Annotated in this window: 15 protein-coding genes; 8 read left to right on the top strand and 7 right to left on the bottom strand. The window is 72.9% G+C overall.

The window, feature by feature from the left end; all coding sequences use genetic code 11:
* The gene (locus tag WMF39_RS04500; RefSeq protein ID WP_437744315.1) at positions 1-7,848 is read left to right on the top strand and encodes a beta-ketoacyl synthase N-terminal-like domain-containing protein; all 7,848 of its coding nucleotides are present in this window, start codon (positions 1-3) and stop codon (positions 7,846-7,848) included.
* A 471-nt stretch (positions 7,849-8,319) separates the two neighbouring features.
* Here the strand turns inward: WMF39_RS04500 and WMF39_RS04505 are convergent, their stop codons facing one another.
* From WMF39_RS04505 to WMF39_RS04515, 3 genes are all read right to left on the bottom strand, one after another.
* Entirely contained in the window at positions 8,320-9,753 is a 1,434-nt protein-coding gene (locus WMF39_RS04505) for an AAA family ATPase (RefSeq protein ID WP_437744316.1), read from the bottom strand.
* Between the two features lie 173 nt (positions 9,754-9,926).
* On the bottom strand, positions 9,927-10,949 hold the full coding sequence (locus WMF39_RS04510) for a PEGA domain-containing protein (protein WP_437744317.1): 1,023 nt from the start codon (positions 10,947-10,949) through the stop codon (positions 9,927-9,929).
* Between the two features lie 26 nt (positions 10,950-10,975).
* The gene (locus WMF39_RS04515; protein ID WP_437744318.1) at positions 10,976-11,923 is read right to left on the bottom strand and encodes a hypothetical protein; all 948 of its coding nucleotides are present in this window, start codon (positions 11,921-11,923) and stop codon (positions 10,976-10,978) included.
* 173 nt (positions 11,924-12,096) lie between these two features.
* Between WMF39_RS04515 and WMF39_RS04520 the strand changes: the two genes are divergently transcribed.
* The 5 genes from WMF39_RS04520 to WMF39_RS04540 all read left to right on the top strand — a co-directional run bounded on the left by WMF39_RS04520 (position 12,097) and on the right by WMF39_RS04540 (position 18,236).
* The gene (locus tag WMF39_RS04520) at positions 12,097-13,563 is read left to right on the top strand and encodes a formylglycine-generating enzyme family protein (protein WP_437744319.1); all 1,467 of its coding nucleotides are present in this window, start codon (positions 12,097-12,099) and stop codon (positions 13,561-13,563) included.
* On the top strand, positions 13,560-14,954 hold the full coding sequence (locus WMF39_RS04525) for a formylglycine-generating enzyme family protein (RefSeq protein ID WP_437744320.1): 1,395 nt from the start codon (positions 13,560-13,562) through the stop codon (positions 14,952-14,954). Before WMF39_RS04520 ends, WMF39_RS04525 begins: the two co-directional genes overlap by 4 nt.
* Before the next feature lie 78 nt (positions 14,955-15,032).
* On the top strand, positions 15,033-16,412 hold the full coding sequence (locus WMF39_RS04530) for a serine/threonine-protein kinase (RefSeq protein ID WP_437744321.1): 1,380 nt from the start codon (positions 15,033-15,035) through the stop codon (positions 16,410-16,412).
* Positions 16,413-16,448: 36 nt separating this feature from the next.
* On the top strand, positions 16,449-17,606 hold the full coding sequence (locus tag WMF39_RS04535; protein ID WP_437744322.1) for a serine/threonine-protein kinase: 1,158 nt from the start codon (positions 16,449-16,451) through the stop codon (positions 17,604-17,606).
* A 120-nt stretch (positions 17,607-17,726) separates the two neighbouring features.
* Positions 17,727-18,236 carry a hypothetical protein gene (locus tag WMF39_RS04540; protein WP_437744323.1) on the top strand — a complete coding sequence of 170 codons (510 nt, stop codon included), beginning with the start codon at positions 17,727-17,729 and terminating at the stop codon, positions 18,234-18,236.
* Positions 18,237-18,507: 271 nt separating this feature from the next.
* Here the strand turns inward: WMF39_RS04540 and WMF39_RS04545 are convergent, their stop codons facing one another.
* The gene (locus WMF39_RS04545; RefSeq protein WP_437744324.1) at positions 18,508-18,729 is read right to left on the bottom strand and encodes a YdcH family protein; all 222 of its coding nucleotides are present in this window, start codon (positions 18,727-18,729) and stop codon (positions 18,508-18,510) included.
* A 338-nt stretch (positions 18,730-19,067) separates the two neighbouring features.
* On the opposite strand from WMF39_RS04545, the gene WMF39_RS04550 reads away from it, so the two are divergent.
* Complete coding sequence (locus tag WMF39_RS04550; RefSeq protein ID WP_437744325.1) at positions 19,068-20,240, top strand: tetratricopeptide repeat protein; 1,173 nt, start codon at positions 19,068-19,070, stop codon at positions 20,238-20,240.
* A gap of 36 nt (positions 20,241-20,276) precedes the next feature.
* Here the strand turns inward: WMF39_RS04550 and WMF39_RS04555 are convergent, their stop codons facing one another.
* Entirely contained in the window at positions 20,277-21,413 is a 1,137-nt protein-coding gene (locus WMF39_RS04555; RefSeq protein WP_437744326.1) for a vWA domain-containing protein, read from the bottom strand.
* Positions 21,414-22,047: 634 nt separating this feature from the next.
* Here WMF39_RS04555 and WMF39_RS04560 point away from each other — a divergent pair.
* The gene (locus WMF39_RS04560; protein WP_437744327.1) at positions 22,048-23,400 is read left to right on the top strand and encodes a hypothetical protein; all 1,353 of its coding nucleotides are present in this window, start codon (positions 22,048-22,050) and stop codon (positions 23,398-23,400) included.
* Between the two features lie 82 nt (positions 23,401-23,482).
* Here WMF39_RS04560 and tmk read toward each other — a convergent pair whose 3' ends face one another.
* The gene (gene tmk / locus WMF39_RS04565; RefSeq protein ID WP_437744328.1) at positions 23,483-24,181 is read right to left on the bottom strand and encodes a dTMP kinase; all 699 of its coding nucleotides are present in this window, start codon (positions 24,179-24,181) and stop codon (positions 23,483-23,485) included.
* A complete protein-coding gene (gene panC, locus WMF39_RS04570) occupies positions 24,182-25,072 on the bottom strand; it encodes a pantoate--beta-alanine ligase (RefSeq protein WP_437744329.1) in 891 nt (296 codons plus the stop codon).
* Positions 25,073-25,099 lie beyond the last annotated feature (27 nt).

Raw genomic sequence — 25,099 nt, forward strand, 5'->3', positions numbered from 1 at the left:
GTGTTCGAGCCCATCGCGATCGTCGGCCGCGGGTGCGTCCTCCCGGGCGCGCTCCACCCCGCGGCCCTCTGGGACAACGTGCTCGCCGGCAGGGACCTCCTGTCCGCCGCGCCCGACGGCCGCTGGCGCCTCTCGCGTGAGCGCGCGCTCGCGCACGTCGCCCGCGGCGCGCGCGACGTGCGCGACGCGAAGGACCGCGCGTGGAGCGACCGCGGCGGCTACGTCACCGGGTTCGACGAGCACTTCCGCCGCGTGCTCGCCAGCGACCCGTTCCCGCGGCGGGGCGGGCCGCCCGAGTCCCTGCTCGCGCTCGACCCGCTCTTCCAGTGGGTGCTCCACGCGGGCCGCGAGGCGCTGCGCGAGGCGGGGCACGAGGGCCGGTCCGACCGCGCGGGCGCGGTGCTCGGGAACCTCTCGTTCCCGTCGTCGGCGATGTCGGCGTGGGTCGAGTCGACGTGGCTCGGCGATCTCGCCGGCGTCCCGCGCCCCGATCCGCGCAACCGGTTCATGTCGGGGCTGCCCGCCCACCTGCTGGCCGACGTGCTCGGCCTCGGGGCCGGGGCGTTCGCGCTCGACGCCGCGTGCGCGTCGTCGCTGTACGCGATCGCGCTCGCCTGCGAGCGGCTGCAGGACCGCGAGGTCGACCGGATGCTCGCAGGCGCGGTGTGCCGCTCGGACGACCTCTTCATGCACATCGGGTTCTGCGCGCTGTCGGCCATGAGCCGCACCGGGCAGAGCCGCCCGTTCTCGTCGGAGGCCGACGGCCTGGTCCCGGCGGAGGGCGCGGCGTTCGTGGTCCTGGAGCGCCTGTCGGACGCGGAGGCCGCGGGCAGGCCGATCCTCGGCGTGATCCGCGGGATCGGCCTGTCGAACGACGGCCGCGGCCGCGGCCTCCTGGCGCCCTCCGTCGAGGGCCAGCTGCGCGCGATGCGGGCCGCGTACGCCATGGCGGGCCTCGATCCCCGCGAGGTGTCGCTGCTCGAGTGCCACGCGACGGGCACGCCCCTCGGCGACGCGACCGAGATCGCGACCCTCAAGGAGGTGTTCGGCTCCCGCGACGTCCCGCTCGGCTCGCTCAAGTCGAACCTCGGTCACCTCGTCACGACGGCCGGCGCGGCCGGGCTCCTCAAGCTGCTCGGCGCCATGGCCGCCGGCGTCCGCCCGCCGACGCTGCACGCCGATCCGCTGAGCGAGGCGGCGGCCGCGAGCCCCTTCCGGGTGCTGCAGCGCGCCGAGCCGTGGGAGGGGCGGCGGCTCGCGGGCCTGTCGGCGTTCGGGTTCGGCGGGAACAACGCCCACCTCCTCGTGGAGGCGTACGAGCCGTCCTCGCCGAGGGGCCGCGCGGCCCACGCCGCGCCGCAGCCCGCCGCAGCGGCCTCGCGCGCTGTCGCGGCCGCGCATCCCGCGCCGGCAGGCCCCCTGGCCGTGGTGGCCATGGGCCTGTGCGTCGGTGAGCTCAGCGGCGTCCGGGCCTTCGCCGAGCCGCTCCTCTCGGGCCGCGGCGCGGATCCCCGCCGGGCGGCGGTCGCGCTGCCCGCGGATCGGCTCCGGTTCCCGCCGCGCGATCTGCAGCAGGCGCTCGCCCAGCAGACGCTGCTGCTCGAGGCGGCGATCGAGGCCACCGAGGGGCTCGCGCTGCCGCGCGATCGCACCGCCGTGCTGATCGGCATGGGCGCCGACACCGAGGTGTGCCGGTACATGACGCGATGGCGGCTCGCCGAGACGGCGCCGGCGCGGCTCGGTCCGTCGGTCGACGTCGGCGCGCTCCAGGACGCGATCATCCCTGCGCTGCAGGCGGCCGGCGTCGTCGGGAACATGCCCAACATCCCGGCGAACCGGCTGAACAGCCAGCTCGACGTCGGTGGACCGTCGTTCACGATCGCGGCCGAGGAGCTGTCCGGCCCCTGGGCGCTGCGCGTCGCGTCACGCGCCCTGCGCGCCGGCACGGTGGACGCGGCGATCGTCGGCGCGGTGGATCTCTCGTGCGAGCCCGCCCACGCGGCCGCGCTCGAGGCGCTCGGCGTCCGCCTGCCCCCCGGCGACGCCGCCGTGGTGCTCGTGCTCGAGCGCCTCGACGACGCCGTCCGGGAGCGGCACCCGGTCCTGGCCGTGGTCGTGGACGAGCCGGCCGACCCTGGCCTCGTGCTGTCGTCCACGGATCTCGCGCCGCGGTTCGGCCACGCGCACGCGGCCTCGGGCCTGCTGCACGTGGCCGCCGCGGCGCTCGCCTGCCGTCACGGCCGCAAGCCCGACGGGGCGCCCTGGTCCGACGAGATCCGGATCGCCGAGGTCCGCTGCGCCGGCCTCGGCGGCGGCTCGCTGTCGGTCCGCATCGGGGCCGGCGGCCCCGCCGCGCCGCTCCCGCCGCCGCGATCGGCGGAGGGGCCGACGCTGACGCTCCCCGCCCACCCGCCGGCGATCGTCGTGCCCGGCGCGGCCTCCTGTTCATCCCCCGGAGACTCCATGGAACCTGCGCCGCCTCTGCCGTCCGCTCTCGACGACCTGCCGCCGCTGTACCCCGGCCCCACGGGGTTCTCTGCCGCCGACGCGGATCGGGCGCCGTCCTGGGACGAGCCGCCGCCGGTCGGGCCGGCGGTCGTCACGGCCGTCGCCGCGAGCCTCGCAGAGGAGCCGCCGCCGGTCGGACCGGCCGTCGTCGCGGTCGCTGCCGTGGACATCCCGGGCGACGTGATCGCCGGCGCCGCGGCGTTCACCGTGCAGCTGGCGCAGATCCACAAGGAGTGGGCGGAGCAGCAGGCCCAGGTCCACCGCCGGTTCCTTCAGATGCGGCAGCGCGCGCTGGACTCGCTCGTGCTGGCGTCGTCGGGCGCGGCCGCGGTGGTGGTCGAGGCCTCCTTGGCGCAGGTGCCTCACGCCGCGCCGGTCCGTACCGAGGCCTCGCGCCCGGTCGAGGCGCCGCGCCCCGCCGCTGCGTCGCGGCCGATCGATGCGCCGCCTCTCGCGCGCATCGAGGCGCCGCGCCCTGCCGCTGCGCCGCAGCCGATCGACGCGCCGCGTCCGGTCCGCGCCGAGCCACCGCAGCCCGCCCGCGCCGAGGCGCCGCGCTCGTTCGAGCCGCGCGTCGTCGAGGCGCCGCGCCCCTCCGCCGCGCCGCCGCCTGCGCCGCGTCCCTCCGCCCAGCCGGTGCTCTCCGCGGCGCCTGCCGTTGCGCCCCGCGGCCCCCGGTTCAGCCGCGAGCAGCTCGAGCACCTCGCCTCGGGCCGGATCTCCGACGTGTTCGGCCCGCTCTTCGCCCGGCAGGACGCCTATCGCCGCCAGGTGCGCATGCCCATGCCGCCGCTCCTGCTCGCCGATCGGGTCACCGGGATCGACGCCGAGCCCGGCTCGATGAAGCTCGGCACGATGTGGACCGAGACCGACGTGCGGTGGGATTCCTGGTACCTGCACGACGGCGCGATGCCGGCCGGCGTCATGATCGAGAGCGGCCAGGCCGACCTGCTGCTCATCAGCTGGCTCGGCGCGGACTTCGAGAACAAGGGCGAGCGCGTCTACCGCCTGCTCGGCTGCGAGCTCACCTTCTACGGCGGCCTGCCGCGCCCGGGCGACACGCTCGTCTACGACATCCACGTCGACGGGCACGCGAAGCACGGCGACGTCCGACTGTTCTTCTTCCACTACGACTGCCGGATCGGCGGCGAGCTGCGCCTGAAGACGCGCAAGGGCCAGGCCGGCTTCTTCACCGACGAGGAGCTCGCGAGCTCCGGCGGCGTCCTCTGGGACGCGGACACCGCCGAGCACGCGACGACCGCCCGCCTCGATCCGCCCCGGATCGCGTGCGGGAAGTCCGCGTTCGACCGGGCCGACCTCCTCGCGTTCGCGGCCGGCGACGGCGCGGCGGCGTTCGGCCCCGGCTTCGATCGTCTGAGCACCCACGTCAGGACGCCGCGGATCAGCGCCCCGCCCATGCTGTTCTTCGATCGCGTCGACGTGTTCGACCCGGCGGGCGGCCCGTGGAAGCGCGGCTATCTCCGGGCCACGCTGCCGATCACGAAGGACGGCTGGTACTTCGAGGGCCACTTCAAGGACGACCCCTGCATGCCGGGGACGCTCATGTTCGAGGGCTGCCTGCAGGCGCTCGCATTCTACATGGCGGCCATGGGCTTCACGGTGGACGCGGACGGCTTCCGCTTCGAGCCCGTGCCGGAGATCCCGTACCTGCTCCGCTGCCGCGGCCAGGTGGTCCCGACGAGCCGCGTGCTCACGTACGAGGTGTTCGTCGAGGAGGTCCACGACGGCCCGTGTCCGACGGTGTTCGCCGACTTCCTGTGCACGGTCGACGGCCTCAAGGCGTTCCACGCCCGCCGCGTGGGCCTGCGCCTCAGCCCCGACTGGCCGCTGACGAGCGCCCCCGAGCTGCTCGACGGCCACGTCGAGCCGGTGCCGGTCGCGCGCGTCCCCTGGTCCGAGACGGGCGCGCCGCCGCCGGACGGCGCCCTCTCGGCGGGACACGCGGACGCCGGCGGCTTCCCGCTCGATTACCGGAGCCTGCTCTCGTGCGCCTGGGGCAGGCCGTCGGACGCGTTCGGCCCGCTCTACCGCAGGTTCGACGGGGGGCAGCACGTCGCCCGGCTCCCGGGGCCGCCGTACCACTTCATGAGCCGGGTCCTCTCGGTCTCGCGCCCCATGGCGGCGATGAAGGCCGGCGCCGAGGTCGAGGTCGAGTACGACGTCCCGGAGGACGCGTGGTACTTCGACGAGAACGCGAGCCTCACGATGCCGTTCGCGGTGGTGCTCGAGGCCGCGCTCCAGACGTGCGGCTGGCTCGCGAGCTACGCCGGCTGCGCGCTCTCGACCGACGGCGCGCTGTACTTCCGCAACCTCGACGGCAAGGGCACGCTGCACGCCGAGGTCCTGCCGGCGCTGGCCGGCGGCGCGCTGCGCACCCGATCGCGGCTCACGAACATGTCCCGATCGGGCGGCATGATCATCCTCTCGTTCCGGGTCGAGTGCAGCCTCGGCGGCGCCCGCGTGTACGACCTCGACACGGTGTTCGGCTTCTTCCCGAAGGCCGCGCTCGCGACGCAGATCGGGATCCCGCCGAGGCCCGAGGAGGTCGCCGCGCTCGATGAGCCGTCCGATTTCGAGGTCGATCTCCGCGAGCGCCCCGCGCGGTACTGCGGCGGCAAGCTCGGGCTCGCGCGGCCGTCGCTGCTGATGATCGACCGGATCGACGGCCTGTGGCAGGCCGGCGGCCGGAAGGGGCTCGGCCGGCTCCGCGCGCGGCGGGACGTGCACGCGTCGGAGTGGTTCTTCAAGGCTCATTTCCTGGGCGATCCCGTGCAGCCAGGCTCGCTCGGCATCGAGGCGATGCTGCAGACGATCCAGTTCTGGATGCTGCACCAGGACCTCCACGCGGGCCTCCGCGACCCGCGGTTCGAGCCCGTGATGACGGGGCACGAGCACTCCTGGCGGTACCGGGGCCAGGTGCTGCCGGCCAGCCGGCGGGTGACTGTCGACACCGACATCCTCGAGATCGGCCGCGACGATCGCGGGCCCTACGTCATCGCCGAGTCCTACCTCTGGGTGGACGGCCTGCGCATCTACGGCGCGACGCTCGGCGTGCGGATCGTCGACGGCGCCTCGCCCCGGGCGCGGCGCGACGTCGGCTTCGACCCGCGCGCGAGCGCGCGCAGCCTCGCCTCGCTCCCGGGCGCCGTGGGCGGGAGCCCGCGCCTGCGCCCGCAGGAGCAGCCCGCGGCGAAGGCCGCGCCGGCGCCGGCGCTCGACGACGTCGAGGAGGTGCTGGACCCGGACGGGTGGGTCGCGGACCACCGCCCCACGTGGACGGTCCCGGCGCTCCCCGGGATGAGCATGGTCGACCGGCTGGCCGGCGCCGCGTTGCGGGCGCGCCCGGGGAGCGTGGTCGTGGCCGTGGAGGACGTGGTGGTGCAGCGCTGGCTGCCCGTGCCGGGGCCGGTGCGCGTCAAGGCCGAGGCGACCGGATCGGGCGACGTCCTCGACGTCCGGCTGCTCGCGTGGCGCGAGGCATCGAACCCGGCGCTCTCGCGGTTCGAGCCCGTGTGCACCGGCCGCGTGCGGGTGGCCCGTGACTACCCGCCCGCCCCGGCGCCGGAGCCGGCGCTCGACGCGCCGGAGGCGGACGATCCGTACGCCGCGGGGACGCTGTTCCACGGCCCTGCGTTCCAGTACCTGACCGCGCTCCGCCTCGGCGCGCGCGGGTCATCGGCGGTGCTGGACCCTGCGAGGGGCTCGGTGCCTCCCGGCACGCTGCACCAGGGCATGCTCGACGCGCTGACCCACACCATCCCGCACGACCGGCTGTCGCTGTGGGATCCGGAGTGCCCGCCCGCCCAGATCGCGTTCCCGTCGCGCATCCCGTCGCTCCGCCTGTACGGGCCGGCGCCCGGGTCGCCGGTGCGCGTGGAGGTGCGTTACGAGGGCCGTGACGATCGCTTCGTCTCGTTCCGGGTGCAGGCCATCGCAGAGGCCGGGGCCGCGGCGGGAGAGCGCGTCTGGCTGGAGCTCCGGCTGGTCGAGGTGCTGCTCCCGCAGGGGCCGATCGGCGGCGCGCCTCCCGGGATCCGCCGGGCGTTCCTGCGCGATCGCGCGCCGGTCGACCTCGCTGTCTCGCGCGTCGACGCGGCGTCGGGCGAGGCGCGCTGCAGCCCCGCCGACGTGCGCACGATGGACTGGATGCCCGGCACCGTGGCGCGGCTCTACGCCGCGTCGGGCGACCTCGTCGAGGCGGCGGCGGTGAAGGATCACGTCGCGCGGCGCGCGGGCGTGCACCCGTCGACCGTGTCCCTCGCCGGTGTCTCCTCGGCGCAGCCGCTCACGCGCTGGCCGTTCACCGTGGCGCGCGAGGGCTCCGAGGTCGTGGTCCGCGACGCGGGCCCGCCCGTGATCGACATCGAGCCTGTCCGCCGCTACTGGGGCGCGGCCATGGGCATCGGCCGGTGGCCGGCGGAGGACCTGTACTTCGGCCTCATCGAGCGGTTCATCCGCCGGGTGCACGTCGTCGATCCCGAGGCGTTCCGCGCCGTGAAGGGCCGGAGCCTGCTCTACCTCGGCAACCACCAGGTCGGCGTGGAGTCGCTGCTGTTCGGCATCGCCGTGTCCGGCCTGACGGAGGTCTCGACGGTCACGCTGGCCAAGGCCGAGCACCGGACGACGTGGCTCGGCACGATGCTCGCGCACTGCTTCGCGTACCCAGGCGCGCGCGATCCGAAGGTGATCACGTACTTCGATCGCGAGGACAAGGCGTCGCTCGGGAGCATCATCGCGGAGCTCGGGGCCGAGATGCAGGGGGCCGGCAAGGGCGTGATGGTGCACGTCGAGGGCACGCGGTCGCTCGAGTGCCGCACGCCGGTGCGCAAGATGAGCGGCTCGTTCATCGACATGGCGCTCGCGGTGGGCGTCCCGGTGGTGCCGGTGCGCTTCTCCGGCGCGCTGCCGCCGGAGCCGCTCGATCGGCGGCTCGAGTTCCCGCTCGGCATGGGCGTGCAGGACATCTGGATCGGCCGCCCGCTGCTGCCCGAGGAGCTCGCGGGGCTGACCTACAAGGATCGCAAGGACCTCGTGATCAGCGGCATCAACGGGCTCGGTTCGAGCAACGCGGAGGAGCAGCCGTTCCCCGGGGATCCTGCGTTCGCGGCGTCGGTGGACGCCTGGGTCGAGGAGGCGGGCGTCGCGCACGAGGACGCGACGGTCTTCCGGGTGCTGCAGGCGTGCGCCGACCCGACGCCGGAGACGGCGGCGATCCTGGAGGCCGCGCGCACGGGGCGGCTCGTCGCGCCCGACGCGCGGCGGGCGGACTGGCTGCGGAAGCTCGCCGCGCGGCTCCTCGGGAGGCGGCTCGGGGGGTGAGCCGAGCCGTCTCTGCCCGTACCCACACCTGCATTTCGTCGAATGCCGCGCTGCGCTCGGGAGAGCGAGATCTGACGGGTTCGTGTCCCTGGGGTCGGGTCAGCCCGACCAACCCTGTGAGCGCGCCACGGCGCGGATCGCTCCAGCGAGCTCCGCTTCGAAGAGCTGGAACGCTGGCAGCCTTCGCAGCGCCTCCAGGCTGACTTCTTCGTCGAACAACCGGTAGAGGCGCTCGGGCGAACAGCGTGCACTCCGCCCAGCGGTCGGCGATGGCAGCTGCGATCCGCTCGGCGCGCTCGCCTTGCGCCGGGGGTGGCGCATCGATCCCGAGGCTCGCTTCGACCTCGTTCGTCCCTGGGAACAGCGGCGCCGCGAGCGCTGGCAGCAAGCGATCGAGGAGCGGCAAGAGGAAGTCGTAGTCACTCGGGCCTTCCGCGTAGAGTCCTGCGCGGAGATAGAGCCGCCTTCCGGTCATTCGGCGGCCTCGCTGGTCGCGGACTGGAGGAGCGCGTCAACCTCGCGCAGCGACACGACGTGCGCGCCGTCGCCCGGTGCCTTCAGCTCACCCACCGCACGTGCGCGGGTCGCGAGTCGGCCGTCGCGTCGCACGAGATCGAGGAAGCGCAGATGCTCGGGGCTGTCCCGGAACGCGGCGAGGACGACAGGCGAGTGGCTGGTGAGGAGCAGCTGCGTGGCGGGTTGAACCGGACCCCTGGAAGCTTCGTCTCCTGAAGTCGCTATCTCACGAAGCAGCGAGAGCAGCGTGCGCAGACGTCCCGGGTAAATCCCGTTCTCCGGCTCCTCGATGCCGATCATGGTTGGACGGGGATCGACGTGGAGCGCTGTGAGCAACGCCAGGGCGCGCAGCGTTCCGTCGGAAGCGAGGCGAGCGGGGATGCGCTCGCCGCCGGACAGCTTGAACTCGATGCGGAAGCTGTCCTCGTTGGGCACGACGTCGAAGCCGGCGAGCCCCGGGATGAGAGAAACGAGATCGGCGCGAATCTCACCGAGGATGGGCCCGGGTAGATCTGCCAGGATGGTGGGCAGGTTCGAGGCGTCCGGCGCGAGCACGTCCGACGCGATGCGCTCGCTCGGCTCCCGCAGGCGCGCGGCGTCGAGCTGAAGGAGCCGGAAATGGGAGAGCTCGTCGGCGATGGCATCGATGACGGCGTTCCATCCCTTTTCTTCCGTCTTCGATATGTCGATTCCTGTTTTCTGAGTCTCTGTCTCCAGTAGCGCTTTGATCAGGCCAATGTCGGTGGGCTGTGCGCCGATGGACTCTTTCAGTGCAGCCAGCCGCGCGCGCGTATTCTCATCGAGTTTGAATTGGAGGAGATAACGTTCGGCTCCCGCGAACCTCGAGCCGAGCGCTGAGTGCGTGTGCGGACACCTGATGGTGTTCGCCTCTCCACCTTCTAGATTAGGCGCGATGGACAGAAGTCGCTCTCGTTGATCTTGCCCGTTCTGTCGAAAGATGGTCTTTGGTCTCGCTGAATCTTCGCTGCCGGAGAGCACGCGCAGCTGTTCGTCGGCGACCGCGATCTCCTCGACGCCTGATGGACGTATCCTACGCTCGATGACGAGCTCGTATCTATACCGGCTGGGCAGCGGTGGCGCGCTGTCATCGAATGCCTCAATCGCGTCTCGCAGCAACACCTCGGCTGCGAAGCAAATCGTCTTCCCCGCCTCTCCCCCCGAGCGGCTGAACTGATCGACGACCCGCCCCCGTCCGAGCTTGAACGCCTCTTCGATCGACATGGATGCGAGCCGCCCCAGCAGCCCGATCGCCTCCAGCAGGTTCGACTTTCCCGCCCCGTTCGGCCCGACGAACACCGTCAGCGGCTCCAGATCGACCGCGAAATCTCGCAGCGACTTGAAGCCGTCGATCTCGAACCGCGTGATCATGCCTCGACCCTACCATGTCCGCGCTTCCGTGCGGCTTGCCGGGCTGCCCGATGCCCCGTCCCGCGCAGCCTGGACGCTCGTCGGCGCGCCGCCCAGCGAGCGCACCGACGCTCGCCGCGCGCGCAGCGTGGCGTCCCTCTTGGCCCCGCCGCGCCGCGCGCGCCTGACACTCCTCACCACCTGATCGCCGCCGGCTCCGCGACCCAGTTCAGGCTCCCCCCGTTGTAGTCCGGCTCCGGCCGCGTCAGCGCGTACGTCAGCACCACGCCTCCCGTCACCACGGCCGCCGCGCCCGTCCAGAACCACCACCGCGTCCACAGCGACGGCCGCACCGGGATCAGCTTGGCCGTCAGATCCGCCCGCTGCCCCGCGTGCAGATCGAGCGTCGCCGCGTACGTCTCGAACCCGTCCCGCACCACCTCGATCCTGTACTTCCCCGGCGGCCGCTCGAGGTCGATGGGCGCGAGCCCGGCCTCGCGGCCGTCCACACGCACGAGCGCCTGCGCCGGCTCCGCGCGCATGGCCACGCGCGCGGGGAGGATGTCCAGGTGCAGATCGAGCGTGGCCTTCTCCCCCGGCCGGTAGGTCTTCTGGACGAACGCATCCTGGCGCCCTGGCCGCGCCGCGCGGAAGAGGTGGACCCCGGGGTCGAGCTCCACGGTGAAGCTCTTCTCCACCGGCGCCGCCGCGCGCTCGGCGGACCCGGGGAGCGTCACGAAGACCCGGGTCCCATCGTCGGTGGCCAGCCGGAGCGCGCGCCCGTCGACGGTCAGCGGGGTGCCCGGGGGATCCAGCGTGACCGCCACCCGGACCACGAGCTGATCCAGCTCGGCGACGAACGCCCTCGCGTCGTCGAGCTGCGCGGGCGCCAGGCCCTCGGTGCCCGCGAGCACGCGGCGGAAGGTGCGGCGCGCGGCGACGTAGCGGCCCAGGGCGCGCTCGCAGAAGCCGATGTTGTACTGGACGATGGGCGCGTCCCGCGCCGCCGCCGCCTCCTCGAAGGCGGCGAGCGCCTCGCCCCACTGCGCGTCCTTCGATCGCTGCACGCCGAGCAGGAACGCCGCCCTGCCGCGCGCGGTGCGCTCATCGACCGCCGGCGCCTCCGCCGGGGCCGGCGCCTCGGCGCGCGCGCGCCCGGCCGTCGAGAGATCGACCGCCGCCATGACCAGGCCACCCAGGATCCATCGTGTCCGCATCGTACCCCTCGTCCCTGGCCGCCCCCTCAGTCCGTCCCGCCGCAAGCGATCTCGCAGTGGGCGAGCGCGCAATCGAGCCCGGCCTCGTGGGTCGCCACCGCGTCCGGGAACATCGCGTCACACCCCATGAGACAGGCCTGGTCCCCGACGTCGCACGGGACCTTGCAGTTGTCCAGCAACGCACACTCGATCTCATGCTGGCAAGCCGCCATCTCATCGGCGCAGTGCAGGTTCTGGCACTTGACGCAGGGGTCCAGCGGCTCGTTGCCGCAAGCGTCGTCGTCGAAGCAGAAGTACTGCATACACGCCATCCGGTGGCTGTAGGCGACGTAGCCGCCGGCGTGCGCCTGGTAACACGCGCTCTCGCAGGGCGAGAAGGCCGCGTCATCCGGGTCCTCGGCGCACGCCTTGACGCACGTGACCAGGTCCTGGCAATCCTGGTCGTCTCTGCAAGCCTGGTAGGTCTCGCAGCAGCGCTCGTCCTCGCACTTGTAGCAGGTGTTCGGATCCGTCGACGGCGAGCACGTCTGGTTGAAATCCGGGTCTGTCGGGGCGGGGATCTGACCGCAACCGGCGCACTCCGCGCCCGGGCCGGCGAGGCGACAGTCGATGAAGGCCTGCTTCGCGCTCTGGCCAAGAGAGCCGGTGACGGGCGGGCACGCCTGCTCGCACGCGATGTCCGCGTCTCCGCTCGGGCCCAGCGGACAAGCGTCGAGGCAGTCGAGGTAGGCGGCGCAGCCCGGGTCGGCCGCGCACGCGTTCACCTGGGACAAGCACGCTGTCTGCTCCACGCACGTACCGCACGCGCTCGCGCCGTACGTGGCATCACCGCCGTTGCCGCCGCCGGCGCCCGATCCCGTGCTCGCCGCCGCTCCCGGATCTCCGGATGGGGAATCGCCGTCGCACGCGGGGGAGAGCGCCGCCGCGGTGGCTACGGAGAGCGCGGCGAGCACTGGCCGGGTGACCCACGACATACAATCTCCTCGCGAGCGGCAGAGCGATGTTCGGGTGATTCGGGTGATTCGGGTGACGAGGGATTCGGATGAAGAAGCGAAAGAACCCTCTTGGCCTCGCCCCTCCTCGATGATAGCGAGGAGACTACCCCTGGGTCCTGTCGGGCGGCAACGAGAAAGGCGAAAGGCGGCAGGTGGTCGAACCGACACGCGCGCTCTCGATCCTCGTCGTGCTCGCTGCGGCGGGGCTCTCCGGCGCCTGCGGCGAGCGAGAGCGACCGCAGCTCGTCGTCGTCGTGGACACCGACGCGCCGGTCGCCGCGCAGCTCCTGGCAGACCCCTCCATCTCGCCGGAGGCGGTCATCGATACGGTGCGCATCGACGGGTTCGACGGCGCGTGGCGCCCCGGCTGCATCGATGACGTCGACTGCACGGCGAACTTCGTCCTGCCGGACCCTTCGTCCTGGCCGTTCTCCTTCGGGGTGGCCGCGTCGGAGGAGGGGAGCGCCGTGCTCCGCCTGCGCATCCGGGCGTTCCGCGGCGCCGTCGCGGCGCGGGGTAAGGACTCCATCGAGGGGAGGGTGTTCTCGACCATCGATCCTCCGCCAGAGGCCGCCATCGACCGGCTGATCGAGGTCGCGCTCCCGACGTCTGGCGTGGTGACGGTGCGACTCACGCTCTCGGCCGATTGCCTGGGCGTGCCCGCGTCGCTGCGCAAGCCGCCGCACACATGCATCGATGCCTCCAGGCGGACGGCGGTCCCATCGGAGGGTGTCCTCGTCGGATCAGGGGCAGAGATGGGCGTGACGCGCGCCGGCACGTGGTCGCGCGCGCGGGAGGTCCCCTGCGGCGCCGCGCCCGAGGGCGCCGATGCCGCCTGCATCCCCGGCGGATTCAGCGTCATCGGCCAGGCCGAGCTCGCCGGCGTCGACGAGCAGAGCTATGTCTCGGTCGTGCCGCCGCGGCCGGTGCATGTGGGCCCGTTCTTCATGGACAGGACGGAGTTCACGGTCGGCCGTCTCCGTGCGCTGCTGAACGAGGGGCTCCTCCACGCGGAGGGTGATGACCTCGCCGGGCCTGATCCGAGCAGGGCAGGGCTCGCAGACTGCCGCTGGCTGGGCGCCGAAGGCGGAGCGAACGATGGATATCCCCTCAACTGCATCTCGTGGCGCCTTGCCCGGGAGGCGTGCAGGGCGAGCGGCGGTGATCTGCCGACGGAGGCGCAGTGGGAGCACGCCGCGCGGGGTCGAGGGCAGGGGCGAATCTATCCCTGGGGTGACGCGTCTCCCGCGTGCTGCACGGCGAGCGCCGGGCGGGGGACGCTGTGCCCTGGCGATCCGGGGCCGGAGGAGGTCGGCTCGCATCGGCCCTCGGCGACGTGCGGTGGCCTGGGCGACAGCTCCAGGGATGGCGTCCTGGATCTCGGCGGGAGCCTGAGCGAGCTGTGCGCCGACAAGCTGGTTCCGTACGGAGAGGGCTGCTGGAGCGCGCCGGGGATCTTCGTCGAGCCCCGCTGCGACGATGAAGGCATCAACGCGCGCGCCGCCCGCGGTGGAGACTGGGCCAGCGGCCCCGCGAACACGAGGCCCGCGTTCCGGAGAGGCGATGTCCTGGACTCGCTTCACGGCTTCCGGTGCGTCTACGCGGGAGGTGCGCCGTGACGGCTCGTGGCCTGTCGACGGCGCTCGCGGCCGCCGGGTTTCTGCTCTCGGCGCTCTCGGCCTGCGAGCCCGAGCCTCGCCAGTGGCTCGTCAGCGTCTCCACGGACGCCCCGGCGCCCCGGTTCGGTGATCACCTGCTGCTCGAGGTGATGGGCGAGGGCGCGATCTGCACCGGGTGCATGCGGCTCATCGGGGTGGATGGGCCGGACAGCCTGCCCGTCAGCTTCGGCGTGGTCCCGCGGGAGGAAGGCGCCGCCGTGCGGGTCCGCGCGCGGCTCTACCGGGCCGAGCAGGCGGGCCCCGACGGCCTTCCCCGCGGCCCGGCCTTGATCGACGCCGTGGCCAGGCTCCCGCCGCTCGATGGCGAGACACACGTGGCCCTCGATCTGTCCATGCGCTGCTTCGGTGTCCCGAGCCTCCCCGAGCAGCGCGCGACCTGCGACCCGGAGGCGGGCGCGCTCGCGCCGGAGCCGGTGCTCCCGCTGCTCTCGGAGGTCGAGGCCCGGCCCGAGCCCGGCTCCTGGCCGAGCGCGGCCCCGGTACCCTGCCAGGGGCCGGCGCCGGCGGGGATGGTGTGTGTGCCCGGAGGGGTGTTCCTTCTCGGGACGCCGCGACCCGGATACACCATCGATCTCGACGAGCTGAGCCAGCCCGAGCGCCTCGTGCAGCTCGGCGCGTTCGCGCTCGACGCGGACGAGGTGACCGTGGGCGCGGTCCGGGAGCTCGTGGCGACAGGGCAGATCCGATCAGCGCCCGTGGCCAGGGACATCGACGCGCCGGGGTCGGATCTGGGCGCTTGCACGTATCTCGGCGTGTCCGACGGCGCGAACGACGCGCTGCCCGTCAACTGCGTCACCCACGCGCTGGCGGAGGAGGCCTGTTCCGCGCGGGGATTGCGGCTCCCCACAGAGGCTGAATGGGAGTACGCGGCCGGCAACCTCGATGACGAGACCGCCTATCCCTGGGGCAACGGCGGGGATCTCTGCGCGATGGCGCTCCTCGGCAGGGGCCGGGGCGGCGGGGAGGTCGACCAGGACGTGTTCGAGAACTCCGGCTGTCGCCCGCTCGACGCGCCGGTGCCCTGGGGGCCTGTCGCCGGAGGCGCCCCGAGCGACGTGACCGCCCTTGGCATCCGGAACCTCGCCGGGAGCATGTCCGAGTGGGTGGCCGACACCTTCGCTCCCTACGCCGCGCCTTGCTGGCAGTCGGGCGGGCCGCTCCTCGTCGATCCGGTGTGTCGCGCGCCGGCCCCCGGCGCGGCGCCGGGCTTCTCTTATCGCGGGAGCTCCTGGTCGGGCTACAAGCTGGGGGCCCGGGCCACGGCGCGCAGCCATGAGAGGGCGTCGGCGTTCAACCCGGCCACCGGCTTCCGCTGCGCGCAGCCGATGTGACCGCGCTGCCGCGGATCGGGGCCGGCCGGCGACCGCGAACCGCTGCGTCCGGCTGGGAACCACGGTACGCTGCCGCTCGTGTCGGACGATCTCCAGGGCTCCCTCCCGGCCGGCAAGATCATCGCCGGGCGCTTCCGGATCGAGCGCCTCATCGGCCGCGGCGGGATGGGCGAGGTGTACGCGGCCAGGAACGTCGGCACCGGGCGCGACGTCGCGCTCAAGATGATCCGCGGCGTCGCCGACGCCGCGCAGACCCGGCGCTTCCTCCGCGAGGCCAAGGCGGCGACCGCGATCCAGCACCCGAACGTGATCGAGGTGCTCGACGTCTTCGAGGAGGACCACACGCCCGTGATGGTCATGGAGCTGCTCCGCGGCGAGCCGCTCTCCGGGCTGCGCAAGCGCAGGGGCGCCCTGCAGCTGTACGAGGCGGCGCGCCTCCTCGTGCCGGTCGCCTCCGCGCTCCGCGCCGCGCACGAGAAGGGGATCGTGCACCGCGACCTCAAGCCGGACAACATCTTCCTCTCGGAGCCGCAGGCCGGCGGGTGCGTGCCCAAGGTGCTGGACTTCGGGATCGCCAAGGTGCTCGACCCGACCTCCATCAGCTCGGAGACGCAGGGAGGCAACACCAGCACCGGCTCGATCCTCGGGACGCCTCATTACATGTCGTTCGAGCAGGCGATGAGCGAGAAGGACATCGATCATCGCGCGGACATCTGGGCGATGGGCGTCATCCTCTTCGAGGCGCTCACCGGCCGGAGGCCGCTCGAGTTCGAGAACCTCGGCGAGATGTACACGGCGTTCCTGCAGCGCGAGGTGCCGTCGATCCGCTCGGCCGTGCCCGACCTGCCCGCGGACGTCGCCGGGGTGCTCGACCGCTGCCTGCAAAAGCGGCGCGAGGATCGGCTCGACGATCTGGCGCCGCTCGTCGAGGTCCTCGGCCGCTACACCGATCCCACGTCGGCGGGCGCGCTCGCGGGAGGCAAGCTCGTCGGCGCGCTCGCGCCGCTCGCCGCGCCTCTGATCTCGGGAGCCGTCGCGGCGCCTCCGGCCCTCGCGGCCCCCGGCGGGCGCGCGCGATCGCTGAAGAGGGCGTTCGCGTTCGCGGCGCTCCTCGTGGTGGCCTTCGTGGCGGTGTTCGCTGCGCTCCGCCCCCCGCCGCCGGACGGGCCTGCCGCTGCGGTCCCCGTCTCGGCGGAAGCGGTGGTGGAGCCGCCCGCGGCGGTCGCGGTGCCTCCAGCATCCATGTCGAGCTCGCCCGCTCCGCCCCTACCCGCTCGGGACGAGCCTGCGGTCGCAGGCGTCGCGCCGTCCGCGGCGTCGTCGTCCAGGCGGCCCTCACCGAGCGCGCTCTCTGGCACGCTGAAGGCGCCGGCGACACCGGCGACATCGGCGACACCGCCGCCGCCGTCGGCGCCGGCGACGCAAGCGCGGGGGATCGTCGACCAACTCCCGTACTGACGGCGAGCGCGCCCCGCGTTACCCTGCTCCCGCGCCATGGAAGGTCAACGTATCGCCGGGAAGTACCGCCTTGCCCGGCTCCTCGGCAGGGGCGGGATGGGCTCGGTGTGGCTGGCAGAGCACCTGTCGCTGCGCACGCCGGTGGCCATCAAGCTCATCGACGTCGAGACCGCGAAGAACGCGACCGCCCGGGCGCGCTTCGATCGTGAGGCGCAGATCGCGGCGCGGATCCGCAGCGCCCATGTGGTCAAGGTGCTCGACCATGGCCTCACCGACGATGGATTACCGTACATCGCGATGGAGTGTCTGGCAGGCGAGAGCCTGCGCGATCGCCTCTCCGCGCGCCGGCGCCTGACGCCGGCGGAGACGGCGACGATCGTCTCTCACGTCTGCCGCGCCCTCTCGCGCGCCCACGAGGTCGGGCTCGTCCATCGCGACATCAAGCCGGAGAACCTCTTTATCGCGCGCGAGGATGAGGGGGAGATCGTCAAGATCCTCGACTTCGGCGTGGCGAAGGTGACAGACGCGCTCGCCATCACCGGCATGGATCCCACGCGCACGGGGGCGCTCCTCGGGACGCCCTACTACATGAGCCCGGAGCAGGCGAAAGGCCTGAAGAGCGTCGATCACCGGTCCGATCTCTGGTCCCTGGGCGTCGTGGTCTACGAGTGTCTCACGGGGGAACGTCCTTTCACCGCCCCGGCGCTCGGGCCGCTCATCGCCAAGATCCTGGGCGCGCCCCCGCCCGCGCTGGCCGCGGCGGCGCCGGGCGCTGGCATCCCGGTGGAGGTCGAGGCCTGGATGCGGAAGGCGCTCGCCGTCGAGCCGGACGCGCGCTTCGCCTCGGCCCGGGAGCTCTCCGAGGCGTTCATGGTGGCGTCGGGCGTCGCCGACTCGATGGATCGCGGCTCCTCCGCGGGCCTCCCGGACGGCAAGCCGCCCTCGGCCGTGCGCCCCCCTGCCGGGGTGTGGGAGACGGCCGACACGGTGGCCTTGCCCTCCAGCGACGGCCAGGCGCCGGTCGCCGCTGCGCCGCAGCCCCCGGTCGCCCCCCTGTCGTCGGCGACGGGGCCGGGCGCGGTCGCGGCCGCGCGCCCTGTTGCGCCCGCGCGCGGCCTCGTCTGGGCGGTCGTCTTGCTGGCGGTCGCGCTGCTCGCGGTGAGCGGCGTCCTCGCCGCGACGCTCCTGCGCTGACGGCGATCCGCTGGATGCCGAGCGCCGCGCGGCGCGCGTCAGCGGCCAGCATGGCGCGTGGTGTGTGGCGCGCTGCCTTCGTGCTTGATCGCCCGGCGACACGGGAGATACCCTGCGCGCATGCGCCGCCTGGTCCCGTGTGTCCTCCTTCTCTCGTCCTTCGCCCTTGCGTCGGGTTGCGCGACCTACACGCAGGATCTCGATCGCGCCCGCAGCCACTACGAGGCGAACCGGTTCGAGCAGGCGCTGGCGCTGTTCCGGGTGCTCGAGCACGATCAGGACTCGTTCTCGGTCCCGGAGCGGGCGCAGTACGCCTACCTCCGGGGCATGACGGACTACCGCCTGGCCGACCTCGCGCCGCAGGGCACCGGCGTCGCCGATCCGCGCAAGGGCTACCGCGACAACGCGCGCCACTGGCTCGGGCTCGCCGCGGCGACCGAGAAGCAGGCCCCCGGCGGCATCACCAGCGAGCAGAAGAACCGCCTGACCGAGACCCTCGCGGACCTCAACCGCGACGTGTACGGCGGCGCCGAGGCGCTGCCGGAGGGGGGCGCCGCGCCGCCGTCCGACGCTCCCGCGTCGCCCGAGGAGCCGCCGTCGGAGTCGGAGCCGTCGGCGCCCACGCTCTGACCGCCGCGCGCTGACGTCCCCGCTCGTCGCGCCTCGCGGGCATCGAATCGGGTGCGAGCAGCGCATTGCGTGCGCGTGTCCCCGCAGGCCGGCACGTCCGCCGTGGCGATCGGGCGCGCGTGCGTCCCAGCAGCGCGCGCAGATCCGTGCGGCGCGCGCTGCGTGCGAGCGGCCCATTGCGTGGGCGCGCGGGATGTCTGGAATAGAACGGAAAGGGGCGGAGGGTGCGCCGTGTGTGGCGCAGGATCGAGGGTCGGCGAGGGGTCGCTCGCTACGACGACCGCCGGCGCAGGGATTCGATCTCGTCCTTCGCGGCGAGCTTACGTTTCTTGAGCTGGGCAGCTTCCATTCTCTCCCCCGGTGTCAGGAACGCCCGTCGACCCAGCTGCCTGAGGCGTGAGTCGAGCTCGCGATGACGCGCTTCCGCCATGCTCAGCCGCTGCTCCGGGCCGATTCCAGTCACCGCGCGAGGAGAGATGATCTGATGCTTCATGTGCCCACCTCCAAGGCCCCACAACGGGGCCGTGATGCCTTCGAGGGCCCACAACAGAAGCCCTCGTTCTGATCGTCGCTGGAGAGGAGAACGCCGCCGACCGAGCTACACGCCGAGACAGCGGCCTGATGAACGAATGCGAGATTACCGCAACATGGCGGATCCATGCAGGCTTTTTGTCGGGCGAGGCCATTCTGCAATTTCACAGAGCAGCCGTTGTAGTCAGGGATTGCCCTACGGCGTACAGCAATCCACCGGTGTCCCGGACGGCCGGGCCGGACTCTCCGTCCATGCACGTTGCGGAACAACCTCGAACGTGGGGCTATTCTTCCCCGGCAATGTCGAGCTCCAGCGCCACCTCGGTCGCCCTTCTGGCCCTTGCGGTCGTCCTGGGCGGATGCACTTCGGAGGCCAACGTGCCGGCGCGGGCGCGATCGCCGCAGCCGGCCTCGGCGCGCGCGCCGGTCGAGCTCGCGCCGGTCGTCGTGTCGCCCTACTCGGACGCCGAGCTCGCGGCGGAGTTCGAGCGGGCGCGCGCGCTGCTCCTGGCCGACAAGGCGCGTGAGGCGGCGCCCCTGTTCGAGCGGCTCGCCCGCCTCGCGCCGGCCGGCGAGGTCGCGCCCCCGAGCCTGTTCAACGCCGGGCTCGCGCACGAGGCGCTCGGCGACCGCGCGCTCGCGGCCGAGCGCTACCGCGAGGTCGCGCAGCGCTTCCCGGACCACGCGGTCGCGCGCGGCGCGCTCTTCCGGCTCTCGCGCGCGGCGGCCGCCCTCGAGCGGTGGCCCGAGCTCGTCGAGGTGTCGCGCCGCCTGCTCCGCCTCGGCGATCTGAGCGTGCTGGAGGCGATCGAGGCGCGCGGCGCGCTCGCGCTCGGCCTGGTCGAGCAGGATCTCGTGGAGGAGGCGGCGCGTCAGGTCGCGCTCGCGCGCGATCTCATCGAGGAGCACCGGCTCGGCGAGTCCGGCAAGCCGCCGATCGAGCTCGCGCAGGTGAGCTTCGCGCTCGGCGAGGTGCGGCGGCGCCGGAGCGAGGCGATCTCCTTCGTGCCGGTGCCGGCGAGCTTCGCCGAGGCGCTCGAGCGCCGCTGCCAGGGGCTGCTCGACGCGCAGAGCGCCTACACCGAGGCCATGCGCAGCCTCGACGCCCACTGGTCGGCGATGGCGGGTTACCGCATCGGGCAGCTCTACAAGGAGCTCCACCGCGACGTGATGCAGGTCCCGCCGCCGCGGAGCGCCGACACCCCGAGGGAGAGGCAGCTGTTCGAGGGGGCGATGCGGCTGCGCTACCGCGTGCTCCTGGAGAAGGGGCAGAAGATGCTCGCCGGCACCGTGCGCCTCGGCGACCGCACCGGGGAGTCGTCGGCGTGGGTCCTCCGCGCCCGCGACGCGCAGCGCGAGATAGAGCTCGCGCTCGCCGACGAGCAGGCGGCCCTCGCGAGGCTCCCGTTCACCGAGGCCGAGCTCCTCGCCGCGCTCGACGCCCTGAAGACGGCGGCGCCGAAGCGGCCGTGAGCCCCGCGCGGGCGGCGGGGGTGGGGCCCGCGCGGCTCAGTTCAGCGTCGGCGCGCACCCGAAGAGCACGTCGAGCTCCGCGCGCACCTCGTGTTGCACCGTCGTGCAGGACGCGGGGCAGAGGATGATCTTCTTCGGGAGCACATCGTCGTCGTAATACCACCCCGGCCCCGTGCCGCAGTCCGCTGCGTCGTCCGCCTTCGGGACCTCCAGCGGGCTCGCGCCCTCGGGCGCGAACCTGACCGCGACCCGGCTCGTGTCGAGGACCGCGCCCGCGGGCGGCGCGGGGATGAGGAGCTCGCACGGGAGCGCCGACGCGCGGATCTCGGCCATCTTCGCCGAGAACGCCGTGATGTCCGCCGTGACGTCGAACGCGCGGGTCGTCCCGCCGGCGTCGGCGATCTGGTCCAGGTTGGTGAGCGTCGAGCCTTGCACCGCGACGACGTAGGTCTGGACGCCGTTGTAGCGGAGGGCCCTCTGCGCCATCTCCGCGGTGCTCGCGACGGTGTTTCCGGAGCAGCCCGAGGGATCGCCGTCGGTCGCGAGCACGACGATCACCTTGTGGGAAGGGTTCGCGTCCTTGTAGGCGGTCGCGTTCGTGAGCACCCCCTGGAGCGCCGGGCGCATGGGCGTCCCGCCGCCGGGCGAGGTGCTCTGGATGGAGGCGGTGAGCTCCGGCGTGTTCACCGGCAGCTCGCCGATGGCGACCGCGAGCTCCTCGTAGCTCGTGTGGTTGCAATCGCTCTGCCCATCGCTGCTCCGCGGGAAGTAGGTCAACCCCACGTTCATCCCGGCCGAGGCGGCGTCGGTCACGAACGCCGAGAGCGCGTTCGTGACGCCGACCCATTTCGAGCCGAGCATGCTGCCGGATCGGTCGAGCAGGATGAGCATATCGAGCGGCAGGAGCGTGGCCTCCGCGCTCGCCTGGGCGCAGGAGGACCCCTCCCCGAGGCCGCCCTCGCCGGCGCCGCCGAGCCCTCCCCCCTCGCCGAGCGACGTGTCTCCGCTCGCGCTGCTCACGCCGAAGGAGCCGCCGCCGCCGCTCGCGGCGTCATCCGGCGGGGGGATCGTCGCGGGCTTCTCGTCCTCGGTGGCCGCGCAGCCGCCCGACTGCGCCGCGATCCCGGTGGCGACGAGGAAAGGGGCAAACACGAAATGACGTCGGAAGGACATCTCTGCGCTCCTCTGAAAATGGGTGCGACGTGGCTCGCTGCCGCGGGGCTCCACGCGCGAAGTGGTCTGTCTATCGAGGGGTGGCCGAGCTCCGAGACGATCTCGTCAGTGTATGCAGCTCTCGATCAAGGCGCGATAGGGGCTCTCCGGTTTGTAAGCCCCGCTCGTGTCGTGCTGTCGTTGCTCTCTCTTCTTTCGTCGCTTGTCGCGGCTCTCGTCGCTTGTCGCAGCTCTCGTTGCTTCTTGCAGCTCTCGTTGCTCTCGCGGTCTCGTGCGCGCGCCGGCGCGGCGGGGCTCGGCGTCTTTGCTCGTCGCTGAGCGCGCCGACCGTTCCGGGTGCTCGCGCGCCGGAACATCATGTTTCCTTGCGCAGCCGCGAAGGACGCGTAATTCCCACGAGGTGCGTCACGCTTGCTGGAAAGAGGCGAACATGACTAGGTGGATTCCATGGGTACTTTCCGCTGTCGCCCTGACGGATCTCGGCTGTTCGACTGCGACATCCGCGGGCAGCTCGGGCCCGGCGGGGGCCGGCGGCGCCGCTGGGGGGGCTGTCTCGAGCGGAGGGGGCGGCGCAGGCGGGGACGGCGCGCCGTGCCGGATAGACTGCTCGCTCGTTCCGACCTCGCAATGTGTCATGGCCGTCTGCAACGAGGCGACGCGCGATTGCGAGCTCGTCCCCAGCGCGGGCGGGGAGCCCTGTGACGACAGGGACGCCTGCACGGTCGGCGAGACGTGCGAGGAGGGTGTCTGTCAGGGCGGGGCCCAGGAGGACTGCGGCCTCGCGCCGGACGCCTGTCACGTGGTCACGTGCGTCGACGCGGGCGGCGCGCCTCGCTGCGGGGTGGAGCCGAGGGCGAACGGGGCCCCGTGCGCGACGGAAGACCGCTGTATCCTCGACGCGGCGTGCCTGGACGGCGCCTGCGTCGGGACGCCGCGGGACTGCTTCTTCTTCCACGTGCCGGACTCCTGTCATGTTGGTGCGTGCGACCCGGCCACCGGTGCGTGCGAGGCGGTTCCGGGGAACGAGGGGGCGCCGTGCGCGGACTCCGGCGATCTCTGCATGGTCGGCAAGACCTGCCAGAGCGGCCGCTGCGAGGGGGGCGTCCCGAAGGACTGCAGCGCGCTGAGCGTCGGGTGCAACGATGGCGCCTGTGATCCGGGCTCTGGCAATTGCTATGCTGAGCCGATCGGACCGGGCGGCGCCTGCCTCTCTGGGACCGACGAGTGCAATCGTGGCGTCTGTGACGAGAGCGGCGCCTGTATTTCCATCCCCACCCCGGGGGAGTCGTGCCTCTCGCAGGCGGTCGGTTGCACGCGCGGCGTCTGCAGCGAGGCCGGGGTGTGCACGGCGCGCCCGGTTCCCGACGGCGGGGTCTGCGTCGACAGCGACTCGTGCACCGTGGGGGAGTCCTGCCTGGCTGGTGTCTGTCAGGGCGGCGCCGCCGCGGGGACGCCGGTGGTCTATTTCCGGGATACGTTCGAGAGCGACGGGGCCGGGTGGGAGCTCGGTCCGACCTGGCAGATCGGCGCGGCGAAGGCGTCAACCGGGCAGACCTACGGGCACGCCGATCCGGCGCTCGATCACACGGCGACGTCGGACAACGGGGTGGCCGGCGTGGTCATCGGAGGGAACGCGCCCCTCGGGGTCCACCCGTACTTCTACCTGACGAGCCCGGTCGTCAACGCCGATGTCGCGGGCGGCGTGTACCTGACGTTCTGGCGTCTCCTGAACAGCGATGAGACGCCTCACATGACGAACCGTGTCGAGGTCTATGACGGCGTCCGCTGGAAGGTGCTCTTCGAGTCGGGGGCGTACCCCGGCGTCCGCGACTCGGCCTGGACGAAGGTCGTCCATGACCTGACGCCCTACAAGAACGCCAGCCTGCGCGTCCGCTTCGGCTACGAGATCGGGCGGGAAGCCTTCGTCGACACCGTGTCGAGCTGGAACGTCGACGATGTGGAGATCGCGAACGCGGCTTGTCCGTAGAGCGCGCGACGGGGGCGCGGGGAGGCTCAGCGACCTTGCGCCCTCGGCAGCTCGACTCCGATGTTCGAGCGGGGACCCTGGCTCACCGCTCCACGACGGCCGAGAGCGCCGCCGTGATCGCCCGGGAGACCTCGTCGACCGGGCCATCCCCGTCGATATGGATGATGCGGTCCCCCGGGACGAGCTCCTCCGCCCGGCGGTACGCCTCCGCGAGCCGCGCCTGCAGCTCTGTCTTCTCGAACAGCTCCGCCGCCCCCCCGCGGCCGCGGCGGCGCTTCTCGGCGATCTCGGGCGCCACGTCGATCACCACCGTGACGTCGGGCCTCAGGGCGTGGCGGTTGAGCTCACGGATCCATTCGACGATCGCCCCGGAGCCCGCCCCGTCCTCGCCCGCCGTCGTGGACTGGTAGGCCAGGCTCGACAGGTCGTAGCGATCCGAGATCACGACGTATCCGTCACGGAGGAGCGGCTCGATCTCGGCGCCGAGGTGATCGAGGCGATCGGCCGAGAAGAGGAGCGCCATCACCTCCGCCTGGCGGGCGCCGGGAAGCGAGATCCGGTGGGTCAGGACCTGCCGGAGCAGCGCGCCCACCGGCCCGGCGCTCGGCTCTCGGGTGACGTGGACCATGCGCCGCGCCGCCCTGAGGTGCGCCGCGTAGCGCTCGGCCTGCGTGCTCGTGCCGGCGCCGTCGATGCCCTCGAACACCACGAAGACGCCACGGCCGGCCTCCCCTGCCGGGCGCGACGCGGGGCTCTCTTGCTCGCCTCTCGTCTTCGGCATCTAGCTCGCCTCCTCGCTCGACTCCGCGACGGGGGGCGCGTCCTCCCCGAGCACGACGTTGTCGATGAGCCGCGTCGTCCCGACGCGGACGGCGACCGCCAGCAGCGCCCGATCGCCGATCGCCGCTGCATCGCTCCAGATGGCCAGGGACTCCGGATCGGCGAGGTCCACGTAATCGATGCTCGTCGCGGCGGCCGCGAGGCGCGCGCGCGCCGGCTCGAGGAGCGCCGCGGCGCGCCGCTCGCCGCGGGCGAAGGCGCGGCACGCGCCGGCGAGGGCGAGCGGGATGGCGCGCGCCGCGCTCCGCTGCTCGGGCGAGAGGTAGGCGTTCCGCGACGACATGGCGAGCCCGTCCGGCTCGCGCACCGTCGTGGCCCCGACGATCTCGACGGGAAGGAACAGGTCGGCGACGAGCCGCCGGATGACCTGGAGCTGCTGGTAGTCCTTCCGGCCGAAGACGGCGACGCACGGGCCAGCGAGCGAGAGCATCTTCGTCACCACGGTGGCGACGCCCTCGAAGTGCACGGGCCGATGGACGCCGCAGAGCGGGCCCGCGGTCGCGCCGACGCGCACGCGCGTCTCCTCGCCGGGCGGGTACATCGCCGCGACGTCCGGCGCGAACACGCCGTCGGCGCCGGCCTCCGCGCAGGCGGCAAGGTCGCGCTCGAGCGTCCGCGGGTAGCGCGCCAGGTCCTCGCCCGCGCCGAACTGGGTCGGGTTGACGAAGACGGTCACGGCCACGAAGTCCGTCCTCCGCCGCGCCTCCGCGATCAAAGCGAGGTGGCCTGCGTGGAGCGCGCCCATCGTCGGGACGAGGCCGACGCGGCGTCCAGTCGCGCGCGCCCGGTCGCACGCCACCCTGAGCTCGCCAGGCTGTCGCCAAAACTCCATAATTGAACCCTATCAGACGTACGGTAA

Source organism: Sorangium sp. So ce1504 (genome assembly GCF_051521635.1).
GTDB lineage: Bacteria > Myxococcota_A > Polyangia > Polyangiales > Polyangiaceae > Sorangium > Sorangium cellulosum_B.